We start from the raw sequence: 14,971 nt of genomic DNA on the forward strand, positions 1-14,971 counted from the left end.
AGTCAGGGAGATAGCGAGCGCAACCGCTCCCTCTATCCCTTCACGGCCTGTGGTTACCTCCTCAAGCCTTTGATTTCTTGCACATTTACGTGGTTCCCCAGAGAGTGGGGACATGGATATCACCCTTTCCGCCGACCACCGCGCCATCGAGGAGAACGTCGGCCGCGTCGTCGCCCGCTTCGACGACGCCTACTGGACCGCGTGCGATCAGGCGCCGCGATTCCCCATCGAATTCCACAAGGCGATGGCGGAGGCCGGCTGGCTCGGCATCGCCATGCCGGTGGAGTATGGCGGTGCCGGCCTCGGCGTCACCGAAGCGGCCATCCTGATGCACACCGTGGCGCGCGGCGGCGGCGCCTATGCGGCGGCGAGCGCGATCCATCTCAACATCTTCGGGCCGCATGCCATCGTCGTGCACGGCAATGACGAACAGAAGCGCCGCATGCTGCCCCCGCTGATCAGGGGCGAACAGAAGGCGTGCTTCGCCGTCACCGAACCGAACGCCGGCCTCGACACCACCAGCATCGAGACCTTCGCGCGCCGCACGAACGACGGCTACATCCTCAAGGGCCGCAAGATCTGGACGACCACGGCCCAGGAAGCCGATAAGATCCTCATCCTCGCCCGCACCGCGAAGAAGGAAGACGGCCGGAAGCCGACCGACGGCATGACGCTGTTCTACACCGACCTCGACCGCGCCAAGGTCGAGGTCCGCCGCATCCCGAAGATGGGCCGCGCCGCCGTGGACTCGAACACCGTCTTCATCGACGACCTCTTCGTCCCCGACGAAGACCGCATCGGCGAAGAGGGCAAGGGCTTCCGCTATCTGCTCGACAGCCTCAATCCCGAACGGATTCTCATCGCCGCAGAAGCGATCGGCCTGGGCCGCGACGCCCTCGACCGCGCCGCGAAATACGCCAAGGAGCGTGTCGTGTTCGGCCGTCCCATCGGCCAGAACCAGGGCATCCAGCATCCCCTGGCCGAAAGCTGGGCCCAGCTCGAAAGCGCCTGGTGGCTCACCTTGCGCGCGGCGTCGCTCTACGACGCGAAACAGCCCTGCGGCGCCGAAGCCAATGCGGCGAAGCTGCTCGCCGCCCGCGCCGCCTTCGACACCTGCACCCGCGCGATGATGACCCATGGCGGCATGGGCTATGCCAAGGAATACCAGATCGAAAGATTGCTCCGCGAAAGCATGATCCCGCGCCTTGCGCCGGTCAGCGAGCAGCTGATCCTCAGCTTCATCGGCGAGAACGTGCTGGGATTGCCGAAATCGTATTGAAAGGTTCATCCAAATGCATTTGCCGTGTCATTGAGCAGGCGGTGACCGCAAACCCATCGCATTGCGCAGTTTTCGCGCAGGGATTCACCAAATAAATCCAGCAGGCCCCTGTCAAAATCCCCGGAACTCCGCCATCGTTAACCAGGGTAAAATGAGCCCGCGAGGCGGGCCATGACACGTGTTGGGGGTGTGCCATGGATCGTCTCATTCGCGGCTATCGCGAATTCCGCAAGACACGCTGGCCGGAGGAGCGCGCGAATTACGCGCGCATGGCCAAGCGCGGCCAGCGTCCCGAATATCTTCTGATCGCCTGCAGCGACTCGCGCTCCGATCCGGCGACCGTGTTCAGCGCCAATCCGGGCGAGCTTTTCGTGGTGCGCAACGTCGCCGCCGTCGTGCCGCCCTATGGCGACGACGCCGGCTTTTACGGCACGCGCGCCGCCATCGCCTATGCGGTCCTCGCGCTCAATGTGCGCAATGTCGTGGTGATGGGTCACGCGCAATGCGGCGGCGTCGCCGCGGCGATGGACAGCAAGGTCGCGGACAGCATTCCGTTCCTCAAGCAATGGGTCAGCCTCCTCAAGCCGGCGGTCGAGAGCAAGATTCCCAAGGGTCACGCACATGGGCACGGCAATGCCGATGCCGAGCGCGCGGCGGTCAAGCTGTCGATTGAGCGGCTCCGCAGCTATCCCTTCATCGCCGAGCGCGAGAAGACGGGCGCCCTGCATGTCGACGGCCTGCGGTTCGACATCGCCAATGGCGTGCTCGAAGTGCTCGATCCGGACAGCGGCAACTTCGAGCCGGTGGAGCGCCCGCCGCTGCTGTCCCGCTGGTTCGGCAGCGGCCGTCGCGCCGCGGGCGGCGGCGATATCCGGCCCGTGGCCCCGTGATTTTGCCGGGGTCTGCGCTATAACCGGCGCATGGACCGTCTCATCGCAGGATATCGCGCCTTCCGCGCCGGCCGCTGGCCGGAGGAACATGCGCATTACGAGGAACTGGCGCGCAAGGGCCAGAACCCCGACTATCTCGTCATCGCCTGCTCGGACTCGCGGGCCGACCCCGCGACGATCTTCAGCGCCGCCCCGGGCGAACTCTTCGTCGTGCGCAACGTCGCCGGGATCGTGCCGCCGTTCGAGCAGGACAGCGGCTATCACGGCACCAGCGCGGCGCTCGCCTTCGCGGTGATGCAGCTGGGCGTCAAGCATGTCGTGGTGCTCGGCCATGCCCAGTGCGGCGGCATCGCCGCGGCGCTCGACGGCAGCCTGGTCGCCGGCGTGCCCTTCATCGGCAGCTGGATCGCGCTCCTCAAGCCCGCGCTGGAGCACTCCGAACATATCCACGACGCGGCCGAGCGCCATGTCGCGATGGAGCGCGATTGCGTGCGCCTGTCGCTCGACAACCTGCTGACCTTTCCCTTTGTGGCGGAGCGCGTGCGCGACGGCCGCCTCGCGCTCGCCGGCGCCCGTTTCGGCATCGCCGACGGCCGGCTCGAGGTGCTGGACCGCGACGCGGATGCCTTCCGCACGGTGGAATAGGTGGACGTCCCGGTCCTCGAGACCGAGCGCCTGATCCTGCGCGGCCATCGGGCGGAAGATTTCCCGGCCTATGCCGCGATGTGGGCCGATCCCGCCGTGACGCGCTTCATCGGCGGCATGCCGCTGACGGAGGAAGAGGCCTGGGCCAAGTTCATGCGCATCTTCGGCCATTGGGCCCTGGCCGGTTACGGCTTCTGGTCGGTGCACGAGACCGGCGGCCCGCGCGTCGGCGAGGTCGGCTTCCTCGACGCCCGCCGCGACATCAGCCCTTCGATGCACGGCATCCCCGAAGTCGGCTGGGCCTTTGCCAAAGCCGCGCAGGGCAAAGGCTATGCCACCGAAGCCGTCCGCGCCGCGCTCGCCTGGGGCGAGCAATGCTTCGGCCAGACGCGTTTCGCCTGCATCATCGCGCCGCAGAACGCCGCCTCGCTCAACGTCGCGGCGAAGACCGGCTTCCGCGAAGTCGCGCGCACGACCTACAAGGGCGATCCGACGGTCATGCTCTATCGCGAGCCCTAGGCGCGTTCTATATCTCCCGCCGCAACAGCACGAGTGCACCATGCCCGGTCTCTTTTTCGAGCAGTTCTCCGTCGGCCAGACCTTCGCGCACGCCATCCGGCGCACCGTGACCGAGACCGACAACGTCCTCTTCACCGCCATGACGCACAACCCGGCGGCGCTGCATCTCGACGAGGAATACGGCAAGGGCACCGAGTTCGGCCAGCGCATCGTCAACTCGCTGTTCACGCTGGGCCTGATGATCGGCATCTCGGTGCACGAGACGACGCTGGGCACCACCGTCGCCAATCTCGGCATGACCGACGTGGTGTTCCCCAAACCCGTCTTCCACGGCGACACGCTGCACGTCGAGACCGCGGTGCTGGAGATCCGCGAAAGCAAATCGCGCCCGACGCAAGGCATCGTGGTCTTCGAGCACAAGGCGATCAACCAGCGCGGCGAGACGGTCGCCCAGTGCAAGCGCAGCGCGCTGATGCATAGGATGCCCGCGCATTGAAAACAGCATCATATGATGCTATATTCCGTGCGGCAGGAGACACATATGCGAACAACTTTGTCGCTTGACGACGACCTGATCGCGAAGGCGCGTGAATATAGCGGTCTCGAAGAAAAATCGGCCATTGTCCACGAGGCTTTGAAGTCTTTCGTGCAGCAGCAGGCGGCCCGCCGACTCGCGCGTCTTGGCGGCAGCGATCCGCATGCGCGTGCGGCGCCGCGTCGGCGGCCGAAACCTGCGTGATTCTCGTCGATGCCTCGATCTGGATCGATCATATCCGATCACCGGATGCATCGTTGCAGCCGCTGTTGGACGCAAACGAAGTCGCCTGCCATCCTTTTATCATCGGCGAAGTCGCGCTGGGGCACATACGGCCGCGCGACGCCGTGCTCGCAGGCCTGAAGATACTCCCGTCGGCGATAATTGCGGCCGACGGCGAAGTGGTTCAATTGATCGACCGATATCAACTCACGGGTTCGGGATTGGGCTATGTCGATGCTCATCTTTTGGCGTCGAGCCTTCTCACCGTCGACTGCTTGCTCTGGACGAGAGATAAGAAGCTGAAGGAATTCGCCTCCAGACTCGGCACAGCCGCCAAAGGCTTGAACTGACATGATCCTCCGTTCCTTCCTCTTCGTCCCCGCCGACAGCGACAAGAAGCTCGCCAAGGCGAAGTCGTCGCCGGCCGATGCGCTGATCCTCGACCTGGAGGATTCGGTCGCTGCCGAGAACCGTCCCCGCGCCCGCGCCATGGCCGCCGACTTCCTGCGCGATAAGAACCGCCAATCCGTCTGGGTCCGCATCAACCCGGTCGGCTCCGCCGATTTCGTCGACGACATGGCGGCGGTGGTCGGTGCCGCGCCCGCCGGCCTCGTCGTGCCCAAGCCGGACGGCCCGCAGGACCTGCTCACCCTCGACGCCCATCTCATCACGCTGGAGACCCAGGCCGGCCTGCCGCAGCGTGCGATCAAGCTGCTGCCCGTCGCGACCGAGACGCCGACCGCCGTGCTGTCGCTGCAGGACTACCGTTCGCCGCCGCCGCGCCTCGCCGCGTTGAGCTGGGGGGCCGAAGACCTGTCCGCCGCGCTTGGCGCCGCGACCAACCGCGACGAGACGGGCGAATTCCTCTTCGTGCACAAGATGGTGCGCGCCCTGGTGCTGATCGCCGCCAAGGCGGCCGGGGTCGCCGCCGTCGAGACGCTGCACGCCGATTTCCGCGACCGCGCGGGTCTCGAGCGCGCCGCGCGCCTCGCCCAGCGCGAGGGCTTCAGCGGCATGCTCGCGATCCATCCCGACCAGGTCGAGCCGATCAACGCCGCCTTCACGCCCTCGGCCGCCGATGTCGAGCACGCGACGAAGGTCGTCGCCGCCTTTGCTTCAGGCGCCGGCGTCGCGTCGCTCGACGGCAAGATGCTCGACCAGCCGCACCTCAAGCAGGCGCGTCATGTGCTGGCGCTCGTCGAGGCATTGCGCTTGAGCATCCAGGCATAAAGCCCGGCGACCAGCGCCACGAACACCACGATCGCAATGGGGTTGGCGAGCGCGAAATCCGCCGGCACCAGCGCCAGCGGCGCGTCCTTCGTCAGGCCCACGATGAGCGCCGCGTTCAGCACCCCGAACAGGCTCTCGCCCACGATCATCCCCGACGCGACCAGCACGCCGAGCCGCGTCGCCCGCTGCGGATTGGCGGCCCGCTTGGCGCGGCCGTCATACCAATGGCCGACCACCGCGCCCAGGGTGAGCGGCAGCGTCGCCGACATCGGCAGATAGATGCCGATCGCGACCGCCAGTGGCGGCAGGCGCAGCCACTTGGCGCGTCCCAGAAGCTCGTCGATGACGACCAGCCCGATCCCGACCGCCACCCCGATCCCGATCATCGCCCAGTTCAGATTGTGCCCGATCACGCCCTGCGCCAGCGCGCTGATCAGCGTCGCCTGCGGTGCGTTCAGCGCCTTGGCCGTCGCATGCGGTGCGCCCGCGATGCCATAGGCATGCACCAGCAGGTTCAGCACGGGCGCGATCACCGCCGCGCCGGCCACCACGCCGACCAGCAGCGCGATCTGCTGCCGCCACGGCGCCGCGCCGACCAGCTGGCCGGTCTTGAGATCCTGGAGATTGTCGTTGGAGATCGTCGCCACCGCGAAGACGACGGAGGTCACGATCAGCGCGAACGCCACCACCGGCTGCGTCGGTCCCGGCGCCGCGACGAGCAGCAGAAGCCCCGCGCAGGCCACGATGGTGAGGATGCCGACGCTGCTGATCGGGCTGTTCGACGATCCCAGCAGGCCCGCCATGTAGCCGCACACCGCCGCGATCAGGAAACCCACGACCAGCACGAAGGGCAGCGAGACCGCGGTCAGCACCGCGGCCTGCGCGCCCAGTCCCGCCTCGTTCGCGAAGCGCCAGATGACGAAGGCCGCGACTGCCAGGCCGGCGATCGTCAGGCCCAGGATCCAGCCGGCGCTCAGATCGCGCTCGCGCTGGTCGCCGCCGGCGGCGATCTTGGACCGCGCCGAGGCCAGGGTGCTGACCAGCCCGCCGACCACCGGCCTGGCGAGCTTGATCAGCGTCCAGATCGCCGCAACGGCGATCGCGCCGGCGCCGATGAAGCGCACTTGGTGCTGCCAGATCGCCATCACATGCGTGCCCAGGTCGCCCGCCGCCGGCATCGCGGCGGTCAGCAGCGGCACCGCCACGCCCCAGCCGATCACGATGCCCAATAGTCCGGCGATGCCGACCGAAAGCCCGACCAGGTGTCCCGCGCCCATCAGCGCCAGCGAAAAGGAGAAGTCGAACGAAGTGCCGCCCTTGCCGGTCGAGAAGAAACGCTGGAATTCGCCTGCTGCGACTTGCGTCGCCGCCAGCGCGATCATGCCCAGCGATGCGACCGAGCCCAGGATGACCGCCAGGAAGCCTTCGCGCGCCTCGGCCGGATCGGCCGGCGTGCCGTCGTCGCGGACGCCTGCGCCGACCTTCAGCACCTCGGCCGCCGCGACGCCTTCAGGATAGGGCAGGTCGGAATGAGTCACCAGCGCCCGGCGCAGCGGGATCGTGAACAGCACGCCCAGCACGCCGCCCGACAGGCAGATCAGGAACGAGGTCCAGAATGGAAACCCGGTCCACCAGCCCACGATCACGAGGCCCGGCAGCACGAAGATGATCGACGACAGCGTCCCGGCCGCCGAGGCCACCGTCTGCACGATGTTGTTCTCGAGGATGGTCGAGCCGCGCAGGACGCTGAGCACGGCCATGGAGATCACCGCGGCGGGAATCGACGACGCGAAGGTCAGGCCGACCTTCAGACCGAGATAGACATTGGCCGCCGTGAACACGAGCGTGATGAGAACGCCGAGGATGAGGCCGCGAACGGTGAGCTCCGCCGCGGGGCGGATGGAAGAAGTGGTCATGGCCCTCAAATCGAAAGACAGCCCGCCCAACTTACACGACGGCGCGGGAGCGCAAAGAATCCCAAGAATTTCGGGTGGGGGTCTCTCCCCGCTCACACCGCCCTCACCCGAAATCGCTTCGCGATTTTTCGGCCTCCCCGCAAGGGGGAGGCGAAAGAAGAGATATCTTCCGTCAGGCCCCTCCGTCAGCCATGCACAATCGCGCATCGGGGTCTTCGCGATCCGCGCTGGCAACCGCGCCCGCGACGCCCGACACTATGGATATGGCAGCAGGCTTTCCCTGTCTGACGGTCCTCGCCGGTTTCGGCCCCGTCCTGCTGCGCCCCGTTGGACGGTGCGACGCCCCGGCGCTGACCCGCTTCTTCGAAGCCCTCGATCCCGCCGACATCCGCGCCCGCTTCTTTGCCGGCCGCCACGGCCCGCCGCCCGGCTATGTCGAGCGTCTGGCACAGGCGGATTTCGAGCATGACCTGGTCCTGCTTGGCGCCGACGCCGGAACGGGCGCGCTGCTCGGCGGCGCCCGCCTTGTCGAGGGCGAGACCGCGATCACCGTCCGCTCCGACCTCAAGCACCGCGGCCTCGGCCGCCTGCTGATGCGCCGACTGCTCGACCATGCTCGCGACCGCGGGACCCACGATGTCTTCGCCGACATCCTGCCCGAGAACCGCGCCTCCCTCGGCCTCGCGCGCGACATGGGCTTCGCGTTCAGCCGCAGCGCGCGGACGCCGAATGTCGTACGCGCGTACTTGCACCTCTAGCGGCGCGCTCTGCGAAAAATTGCCCTCATGCAGCGAAGCGATAGGGCAATTTTTCAAAAAAAAGAGGGGGGAGGGCACGAAGCCCTCCCCCCTTCCGGACACCACCGTTTGCCCCCGGTGGTGCCGACGCGGAACCGGTTTACGGCGTGGTCGAGTAGTGGACCACCTGGGTGCTGTTGCCGACCGCCGAGGACGTCACGCCGACGCTGCCGCCGACATTGCGGACCGCGACATTGGCGGTGCTGAACACGTTGGAGGTGTTGGTCTGCTGCAGCACGGTGGGCGCGTTCAGCGCGTTGGTGTCTTCCGTATAGGTGTTGCCGTAGGCGGTGGACTGCACCGCCACGTCGCCGGTCACGTTGCGGACATCCGCGGTCACTTCCGAGCCCGGATCCTGCGCATGGCAGGTCTGCTTGCTGTTCACCGCCGTGACGTCCGGATCGGTCGACACGTCGGTCGAGTTGCAGACCGCGAGGCCCGAGATCGAGACGCTGCCGCCCACGCCGTTGACGTTCGCGTTGACGGTCGAGCCGATATTGGTGCTCTCGTCGTCCTGCGTGCTCGTGACATGCGTGTTGTCGAAGGTCACGGCCTCGAAGGTGTTGCCTGCGCCCTGGCTCTGGATGACGACGTCGCCGGCGACATGGCTGGCATTCGTCGTCACCGTCGACCACTGCGCCCCGAAGGTGAGCTGGCCGTTGAGGATCGTGCTCCCCTGGGCCGTCGGCGCGACCTGGTCCGGACCGCTGCCGTTATTCGCTCCCGCGCAGGCCGGTGTCAGCGACAGGGTCGCTAGAACCGTAGAAGCGATAAGGAGCTTGGCGAGACGCGTCGTCATTGTGGTGGTCCTCGTTGCGGGCGGTGACGGGGTTGTTGTTGGTGTGAACCGGCGGTGGATTGCGGTCGCTGCCGTCGGCCAGCGGGTCGGTGCTGGCGGCGCAGGAGCCGCTGGTGTGGTAGAGCCGGCTGGTCATCTCGAGCACGGCGCGCTCGATCACCGAGCGGACCGCGAGCTGGATCGGCTCCAGCGCGCTTTCGCCGACCGATGCGTCGAAGAAATTGGCGCCCAGGAAGTCGAACACGCCGACCGAGACCTGGCGGCCGATGATCTGCTTCTGGTAGGAGATCACGTCGACCACCTGCAGCGTCTTGGTGTCCACCAGGCGAAGGTCGAGGCCGACATTCATGACGTACATGTTGCCGCCGGTCTGGCCCTTGATGCCGTTGGTGGCGGTCTCGCCGCCATCGGCCGAGGCGCCGACCGAGCGGATGTTGAAGTTCAGCTCGGTGATGCCGCCGACCAGGTAGTAGTCCGAGCCCGGGATCGAGCCCGCGATGATCTGGCGGTAGTCGTTGCCGCCCTGGCCGTTCGGGCCGGCATCCGCGCCGATCAGCTTGTTGTTGGCGTATTTGAGCTCCATCTCGGCGACCGAGGTGTCGAAGCGCTCGACCAGCTGGACGCCGGCCTTGCTCAGCGCGCTCATCGCCATCAGGGCGGCGCCCTGGGTGATCTTGCGGCCGGAATTGTCGCTTTCCGCCTTGCCGGTGTAGTCGGCGATCTGGCCGACCGCGATCTTCAGCGGGCGCTGTCCGGTATAGCCGGCCATGCAGCGCAGGGCGGCGGAGTAGGGCGTCTCGTTCGAGATCACCGGCGAGCCGCCGATCGGCGCCGTGTAGCGGCCGGTCGTGCTGTCGGCCTGCGGGCTGATGCAGCCGGCGAGCGAGACCGCCGCGATCGCGAGGATCAACGGCTTGATGAGGTGTTTTCTTCCGCGGCGAGTCATGGGATGGGGCTTCCCTCTGGAGTTCGAAAGTTAGTGGCCGTTGATCGTGTTGGTGGCCGTCTGGTTGCCGTTGTTGGTCTGCGTTGCGTTGACGATGACCGTGTTGTTGTTTCCGAGCGTCACGACGTTGAGCTGGTTGCCGATCGCCGTGGCGCTTCCGAAAGCCGTCCCTGCACCGCTCGTGCCAACCCCGCCGGCCGAGGCCGCGCCCGAGGCCGAGGCGCCCGCGCCGGCCATGCCGCCGAAATTCGCGCTGGTGAACTGGCCGTTCACCACGGTGAGATTGCCGTTGGCGTCGCGCAGCGAGGGCGTCGGCGCCTGGTTTTCCTGGCCGGCCTGCAATCCGTAGGGCGCGTTGTAGCTGGACGAATTGCTGTAATCCCCGGCCTGGGCGGTGCCCGCGAAGGCGGCTCCGGCAAGGAGCGCGGCGGCGAAGCGGATCGTGCTATGGACGGCCATGGGATGTCTCATGTGCAAAGGTGTCTCGCACCACCCATGAGCAACCGCCGTGCCAGCCATCCGGCCGGTCAGTACCGCGTTGGCCGCGGCCGCGTGTTCCAAAGCGGCACGGGCCTGCGTTATTTTGGATCGTCACCAACTGCCGGAGGCCCGCTTGGCTACGCTCGAGTTCTTCTTCGACTGTTCCTCGCCCTGGACCTATCTCGCCTTCACCCGGGTCCAGCCGATGGCGCAGCGCACCGGGGCCGACATCGTGTGGAAGCCGATCCTGGTCGGCGGCGTCTTCAACGCCGTCAACCAGGAGGTCTATGAGCGCCGGGCCAATCCCGAGCCGCGCAAGGCCGCCTACGGCGCCAAGGACCTCCAGGACTGGGCCAGGCATGTCGGGATCACGATCGTGATGCCGCCGCCGGTCTTTCCGGTGAAGGCGACGCTGGCGATGCGCTGCGCCTTGGCGGCCCAGGAAGAGGGCAAGGTGGTCGAATATTCCCGCGCCTGCTTCCAGGCCTATTGGTCCGATCTGAAGGACATCAGCCTGCCGCATGTCCTGCTGGAGGTCTGCGTGGCCGCCGATCTCGACGGCGAGCACATCCTGGCGCGGGGCCAGACAGAGGAGATCAAGGGTCGCCTGCGCGCCAACACCGACGAACTGATCGCGCGGGGCGGATATGGTTCGCCCACCATATTCGTCGGCGGCGCCGACATGTATTTCGGCAATGACCGCCTGGAACTGGTCGAGGCGGCGCTGCTGCGCTGAGCCCCTGGGCGGGAACTGCAATTTGTCCCGGCATTTTGCGGGATTTGCACCGGCTGGGACGCTGCGGTTCTTGAAGCCGGCCGCAGCCACCTTAGATATAGCGTGAGGCGCATCCGTCGCGCCGTCCGAGGAGGCCGTCATGTCCGACACATCCAATCAGGCCAGCGGAATCCCGCCCGGACAGATTCCCGTCGTCGTGCATCCGCCTTTTCCGTTCCTGCGGCTGCTCTATTCCATCGGCTACGGCTTGGTCGCCTGGTTCGTCATGCATGTGATCTTCGTGCTGGCCGTCGTGCAGTTTGTGATGATCGCGATCAACGGCCGCGTGCATGAGGAGATTAAGTCCTTCTGCAGCACGCTGATCCAATACGAGTGGGAGCTGCTCGCCTATATCGTGTTCGCGCGCGACGAGATGCCCTTCCCGGTCGGCCCCTTCCCCAAGCACATCTAAGTACTCATCCGTACGCGGAATATTCGTTTATTCATCGTTGAATGAACATTGTTGTGCAAATGCGAGGGTGCATTGCAGCGCGTTTTGCTGTGACAAAACGGGCACAAACACTTTCCGATTTCGTGCGTGTCTTCGCCATTACTCGATAATCTTCTTGCTCGCTGCTTGAGCTTGCTCATATCGTTCCAATGCCAAATTGCGTCGGTCTGGGTCCACTTGGAGAGCGAGTGGGGCGCAATGGGCATCAAGGCACGCGTCTATGCCGTGCCGCAACGGGGAGCTCAAATCATGCCTGCAATGCGTTCAGTCGCGACCGCACGGTCAGCTACGTTCATCAGTGCTTTGTTGATGTCGACCGCTTTCACGGTTCCTGCCTTCGCGCAGATCGAGACCGTCGTGGTGACCACCGAGCGCAAGGCCGAAGACATTCAGACCGTGCCGGTCGCCGTCACCGCGCTGAGCGGCGCCGACCTCAAGGCGAAGCAGGTCAACAGCTTCCGCGATTTGCAATTCCACGTGCCGAGCGTGACCTACACGAAGTCGAACTTCGGCGGCGCGCAGTTCCAGATCCGCGGCATCACCACCCAGTTCGGTCTCGGCGCCGCCATCGCGCAGAACCAGAACGACATCTATCTCGAAGCCCCGGCGCTCGTGACCGGCCAGTATTTCGACGTCGCGGACGTCGAAGTGGCGCGCGGCCCGCAATCGACCTCCTATGGCCGCGCGGCGACCGGCGGCGCGGTGAACATCAACACCAACAAGCCGAACCTCGACGAGTTCCAGGCCCGCGCCTCCTTCGACTACGGCACCTACAACACGATGAAGCCGGAGCTGATGGTCAACGTCCCGCTCATCGACGGCGAGCTTGGCGTCCGCTTCGCCGCACTCGGCGTCTTCCATGACGGCTATGAGAAGAACGAATATGCCGGCCCGACCGTCTATACCAATGCCGGCCCGGTCGACAGCCGCGTCAACGGCCAGGGCACGGCTTCGGGCCGCGGCTCGATCCGCTGGCAGCCGAGCGCCGATACGCTGATCGATCTCACGGCCGAGATCGGCTACGAGAACGACACCCGCGTCCGCGGCGACAAGCAGGAATGCCATCGCGATCCGTCGGGCGTGATCGGCTGCTTGCCCGACCGCCTCGGCTTCGATCCGATCAACCTGAACGCCACCCTCGGCGCGACCCTCGGCTCCAAGCAGGGCCTGACGGCGCTGCTGAGCAACACCATCGGCGCGCCCTATGGCCTCTCGGTGCTGCTCGGCAACACGGTCGGCCTGTTCAATCTCGGCGGCAATGGCGGCCCGGGGGACCCGGCCGGCCCGGCCGGCGTATTTTTCCTCGGACCGGGCAGCCCCGGTCCGGCCCAGGTCAACCAGATCGGCTCGGGCTTCGGCGGCGTGGTCTCGCCGGACCTGCTGACCTCGAACACCGCCTATAACCCGAAATTCAAGGGCAGCGACGCGGTCTACACCTTCAACTGGACCCAGACCGTCACGCCCTGGCTGAAATCCACCGTCGATTTCGGCTATTCCAACGGCTATCAGTTCACGCAGCAGGACTACAATGACGGGCCGCCGACCAATATCAGTTCGCTGATCGTGCCCTCCGTCCTCGGCTTCAACGGGGCCCTTGCCCTGCTTGGCGCCGATCCCACGCCTTACAACAACGCCTATTTCGCGCCCGGCGGCGCGCCGATCGGCACCATTCCGATCTCGAACACCTATTACAACGGCAAGTTCGGTTCCTATGGCGGCATCATCGACAACAGCCGCGGCGGCGTGCTGATGAACACGCCCTATTTCACGACCTATGACGAAGACTCGTTCAGCAGCCGCGAGCTGACCGGCGAAATCCGGTTCCAGACCAGCTTCGAAGGTCCGCTCAACTTCTCGGCGGGTGCGTTCTGGATGTCGTTCCAGTCGCGCAACCAGTACTGGGTCGCGTCCTCGGCGCTCGATTTCGAAGCGATCGCGATCGGCGGTCTCGTCACGGGATTGACGGGCTCGCCCGTGCCGCTCGTCGCGGCCGATCCGACCTTCGATTCGGAATCGCGCCGCGACGACGTGCAGTCGCGCTCGATCTTCCTCGAAGGCACCTACGACATCACCGACGATCTGCGGTTCATCGCCGGTGCGCGCTACAACGACGATCGCCAGAGCCTGCTGCGCACGACCATCCCGGTCGGCGGCGCCTTGCTGACCAACGGCTTCGCGCCGATCGGCGCCCAGGTCAATCTCGACGTCACGAACCGCTCGCCCACCCTCGTTACGGGGCAGCAGAACAGCGTGACCGACCTGTGGACGGGCCGCGCGACCCTCAACTGGTCGCCGAAGCTCTCCTGGACGGATCAGACATTGGTCTACGCCACCGCGTCGCGCGGTGAGCTGGCCGGCGGCATCAACGTCGCCAACAATGCGCAGGCGGCCGCCGTCGTGCCGACGGTCTATGTGCCGGCGACGGTGGATGCGCTCGAATTGGGCACCAAGAACACGCTGCTGGACGGCTCGCTGCAGGCCAACCTCGACGTCTGGTACTACAATTACGAGAACTACCAGGTCGGCATCATCGCCAACCGCCAGGCGCTCACCCTCAACATCCCGGCCCATCTCTACGGCCTGGAAGGCGAGATCGTGTGGCAGCCCGAGGAAGACCTGGCTTTCAACCTGACCTTGTCGCTGACGCAATCGGCGGCCGGCAACTCCTTTGTCGCCGACCAGCGCAATCCCACGGCGAACGTGCCGAACTCGATCCTGGTCAAGGACCTGACCAACGGTTCGAACTGCGTGATCGTGCCGACCGCGAATGCGCTCGGCGTCGCCGCGACGGGTCATACTCCGGGCGAATCGTCCGCGCTTCATATCGCCAACTTCTACCTGCCGAATGGCGGCAACGCCGCGATCGATGCCCCCTACGGCATTCCGCTGGTCAATTACGGCGTGTGCGCTCCGACGACGGCATATGCCGGCGGGGCTCCCGCGGGGTTCACGCCGACGCCGGCGCATCCGGTCTACACCTACGAAGACGCGCTCGAGGCGCAGGGCTTCCAATACACCTTTGCCGTCAACGCCAAGACCGGTGCCCTGGCCGTCGACTCGACGGGCAGCACCTTCCACGACGGCAACGGCAATGTCGTCAACCTGCATGGCAATCAGCTGCCGCAGGTGCCGAATGCCCAGATCGGCTTCGGCGCGCAGTGGACGGCGCATCTGGGCGACTACACCCTGGTGCCGCGCGTCGACTACTACTGGCAGTCGAGCTTCCAGTCGCGCGTCTGGAACGACGCGAACATCGACCGGGTGGACGGCTGGGACACGATGAACGCCCAAATCCAGCTCAACGCGCCGGACGCCGCGTGGTACGCCAAGGTGTTCGCCACCAACGTGTTCGACAAGCGCAATCCGACGGGCGTCTATCTGACGGATCCGACCTCGGCGCTGTACACCAACGTGTTCTCCGAAGACCCGCGGGTCGTGGGCATCTCGCTGGGCGCGAGCTGGTAGGCTTCGGACCGTCTTTCCCGGA

Annotated in this window: 16 protein-coding genes; 12 read left to right on the forward strand and 4 right to left on the reverse strand. The window is 66.1% G+C overall.

Going from position 1 to position 14,971, the window contains the following annotated elements; genetic code table 11:
• Positions 1 to 112: 112 nt before the first annotated feature.
• The 8 genes from WDM91_19730 to WDM91_19765 all read left to right on the forward strand — a co-directional run bounded on the left by WDM91_19730 (position 113) and on the right by WDM91_19765 (position 5,320).
• Entirely contained in the window at positions 113 to 1,279 is a 1,167-nt protein-coding gene (locus WDM91_19730) for an acyl-CoA dehydrogenase family protein (protein MEI9996834.1), read from the forward strand.
• 194 nt (positions 1,280 to 1,473) lie between these two features.
• Positions 1,474 to 2,169 carry a carbonic anhydrase gene (locus WDM91_19735; GenBank protein MEI9996835.1) on the forward strand — a complete coding sequence of 232 codons (696 nt, stop codon included), beginning with the start codon at positions 1,474 to 1,476 and terminating at the stop codon, positions 2,167 to 2,169.
• A 30-nt stretch (positions 2,170 to 2,199) separates the two neighbouring features.
• Positions 2,200 to 2,814, forward strand: a complete 615-nt coding sequence (locus WDM91_19740) for a carbonic anhydrase (GenBank protein MEI9996836.1) — start codon at positions 2,200 to 2,202, stop codon at positions 2,812 to 2,814.
• Positions 2,815 to 3,333: a GNAT family N-acetyltransferase gene (locus tag WDM91_19745; GenBank protein MEI9996837.1), complete on the forward strand. Its 519-nt coding sequence runs from the start codon at positions 2,815 to 2,817 to the stop codon at positions 3,331 to 3,333. It begins immediately after the preceding gene.
• A 40-nt stretch (positions 3,334 to 3,373) separates the two neighbouring features.
• On the forward strand, positions 3,374 to 3,829 hold the full coding sequence (locus WDM91_19750; protein ID MEI9996838.1) for a MaoC family dehydratase: 456 nt from the start codon (positions 3,374 to 3,376) through the stop codon (positions 3,827 to 3,829).
• Between the two features lie 57 nt (positions 3,830 to 3,886).
• On the forward strand, positions 3,887 to 4,072 hold the full coding sequence (locus tag WDM91_19755) for a type II toxin-antitoxin system VapB family antitoxin (GenBank protein ID MEI9996839.1): 186 nt from the start codon (positions 3,887 to 3,889) through the stop codon (positions 4,070 to 4,072).
• Positions 4,069 to 4,440: a PIN domain-containing protein gene (locus WDM91_19760; protein ID MEI9996840.1), complete on the forward strand. Its 372-nt coding sequence runs from the start codon at positions 4,069 to 4,071 to the stop codon at positions 4,438 to 4,440. The genes WDM91_19755 and WDM91_19760 overlap by 4 nt, the downstream gene beginning before the upstream one ends.
• A gap of 1 nt (position 4,441) precedes the next feature.
• Positions 4,442 to 5,320, forward strand: coding sequence for a CoA ester lyase (locus WDM91_19765; protein ID MEI9996841.1), 879 nt, complete (start codon positions 4,442 to 4,444; stop codon positions 5,318 to 5,320).
• Here WDM91_19765 and WDM91_19770 read toward each other — a convergent pair.
• On the reverse strand, positions 5,272 to 7,236 hold the full coding sequence (locus WDM91_19770) for an oligopeptide transporter, OPT family (GenBank protein MEI9996842.1): 1,965 nt from the start codon (positions 7,234 to 7,236) through the stop codon (positions 5,272 to 5,274). The two genes, WDM91_19765 and WDM91_19770, sit on opposite strands and share 49 nt — an antisense overlap.
• Before the next feature lie 257 nt (positions 7,237 to 7,493).
• Here WDM91_19770 and WDM91_19775 point away from each other — a divergent pair, with 257 nt between their 5' ends.
• Positions 7,494 to 7,994, forward strand: coding sequence for a GNAT family N-acetyltransferase (locus tag WDM91_19775; protein MEI9996843.1), 501 nt, complete (start codon positions 7,494 to 7,496; stop codon positions 7,992 to 7,994).
• Between the two features lie 139 nt (positions 7,995 to 8,133).
• Here the strand turns inward: WDM91_19775 and WDM91_19780 are convergent, their stop codons facing one another.
• From WDM91_19780 to hfaA, 3 genes are read right to left on the reverse strand one after another with little or no spacing between them, the layout of a single operon-like run.
• Entirely contained in the window at positions 8,134 to 8,832 is a 699-nt protein-coding gene (locus WDM91_19780; protein ID MEI9996844.1) for a hypothetical protein, read from the reverse strand.
• On the reverse strand, positions 8,747 to 9,778 hold the full coding sequence (gene hfaB, locus WDM91_19785) for a holdfast anchoring protein HfaB (GenBank protein MEI9996845.1): 1,032 nt from the start codon (positions 9,776 to 9,778) through the stop codon (positions 8,747 to 8,749). The genes WDM91_19780 and hfaB overlap by 86 nt, the downstream gene beginning before the upstream one ends.
• Positions 9,779 to 9,808: 30 nt before the next feature.
• Entirely contained in the window at positions 9,809 to 10,237 is a 429-nt protein-coding gene (gene hfaA / locus WDM91_19790; GenBank protein MEI9996846.1) for a holdfast anchoring protein HfaA, read from the reverse strand.
• 154 nt (positions 10,238 to 10,391) lie between these two features.
• Between hfaA and WDM91_19795 the strand changes: the two genes are divergently transcribed.
• The 3 genes from WDM91_19795 (at position 10,392) to WDM91_19805 (ending at position 14,949) form a co-directional block, all read left to right on the forward strand.
• Entirely contained in the window at positions 10,392 to 10,994 is a 603-nt protein-coding gene (locus tag WDM91_19795) for a 2-hydroxychromene-2-carboxylate isomerase (GenBank protein ID MEI9996847.1), read from the forward strand.
• A 139-nt stretch (positions 10,995 to 11,133) separates the two neighbouring features.
• A complete protein-coding gene (locus tag WDM91_19800) occupies positions 11,134 to 11,445 on the forward strand; it encodes a DUF4389 domain-containing protein (GenBank protein ID MEI9996848.1) in 312 nt (103 codons plus the stop codon).
• Between the two features lie 348 nt (positions 11,446 to 11,793).
• Entirely contained in the window at positions 11,794 to 14,949 is a 3,156-nt protein-coding gene (locus tag WDM91_19805) for a TonB-dependent receptor (protein MEI9996849.1), read from the forward strand.
• Positions 14,950 to 14,971: the final 22 nt, after the last annotated feature.

The organism is Rhizomicrobium sp., assembly GCA_037200385.1.
Taxonomy (GTDB): domain Bacteria; phylum Pseudomonadota; class Alphaproteobacteria; order Micropepsales; family Micropepsaceae; genus Rhizomicrobium.

What these genes read in the sequence shown, in the direction of transcription:
- WDM91_19730 (MEI9996834.1), top strand. Translation starts at nt 113, where the DNA reads ATGGATATCACCCTTTCCGCCGACCACCGCGCCATCGAGGAGAACGTC.
- WDM91_19735 (MEI9996835.1), top strand. Translation starts at nt 1,474, where the DNA reads ATGGATCGTCTCATTCGCGGCTATCGCGAATTCCGCAAGACACGCTGG.
- WDM91_19740 (MEI9996836.1), top strand. Translation starts at nt 2,200, where the DNA reads ATGGACCGTCTCATCGCAGGATATCGCGCCTTCCGCGCCGGCCGCTGG.
- WDM91_19750 (MEI9996838.1), top strand. Translation starts at nt 3,374, where the DNA reads ATGCCCGGTCTCTTTTTCGAGCAGTTCTCCGTCGGCCAGACCTTCGCG.
- WDM91_19765 (MEI9996841.1), top strand. Translation starts at nt 4,442, where the DNA reads ATGATCCTCCGTTCCTTCCTCTTCGTCCCCGCCGACAGCGACAAGAAG.
- WDM91_19770 (MEI9996842.1), bottom strand. Translation starts at nt 7,236, where the DNA reads ATGACCACTTCTTCCATCCGCCCCGCGGCGGAGCTCACCGTTCGCGGC.
- WDM91_19775 (MEI9996843.1), top strand. Translation starts at nt 7,494, where the DNA reads ATGGATATGGCAGCAGGCTTTCCCTGTCTGACGGTCCTCGCCGGTTTC.
- WDM91_19780 (MEI9996844.1), bottom strand. Translation starts at nt 8,832, where the DNA reads ATGACGACGCGTCTCGCCAAGCTCCTTATCGCTTCTACGGTTCTAGCG.
- hfaB (MEI9996845.1), bottom strand. Translation starts at nt 9,778, where the DNA reads ATGACTCGCCGCGGAAGAAAACACCTCATCAAGCCGTTGATCCTCGCG.
- hfaA (MEI9996846.1), bottom strand. Translation starts at nt 10,237, where the DNA reads ATGGCCGTCCATAGCACGATCCGCTTCGCCGCCGCGCTCCTTGCCGGA.
- WDM91_19800 (MEI9996848.1), top strand. Translation starts at nt 11,134, where the DNA reads ATGTCCGACACATCCAATCAGGCCAGCGGAATCCCGCCCGGACAGATT.
- WDM91_19805 (MEI9996849.1), top strand. Translation starts at nt 11,794, where the DNA reads ATGTCGACCGCTTTCACGGTTCCTGCCTTCGCGCAGATCGAGACCGTC.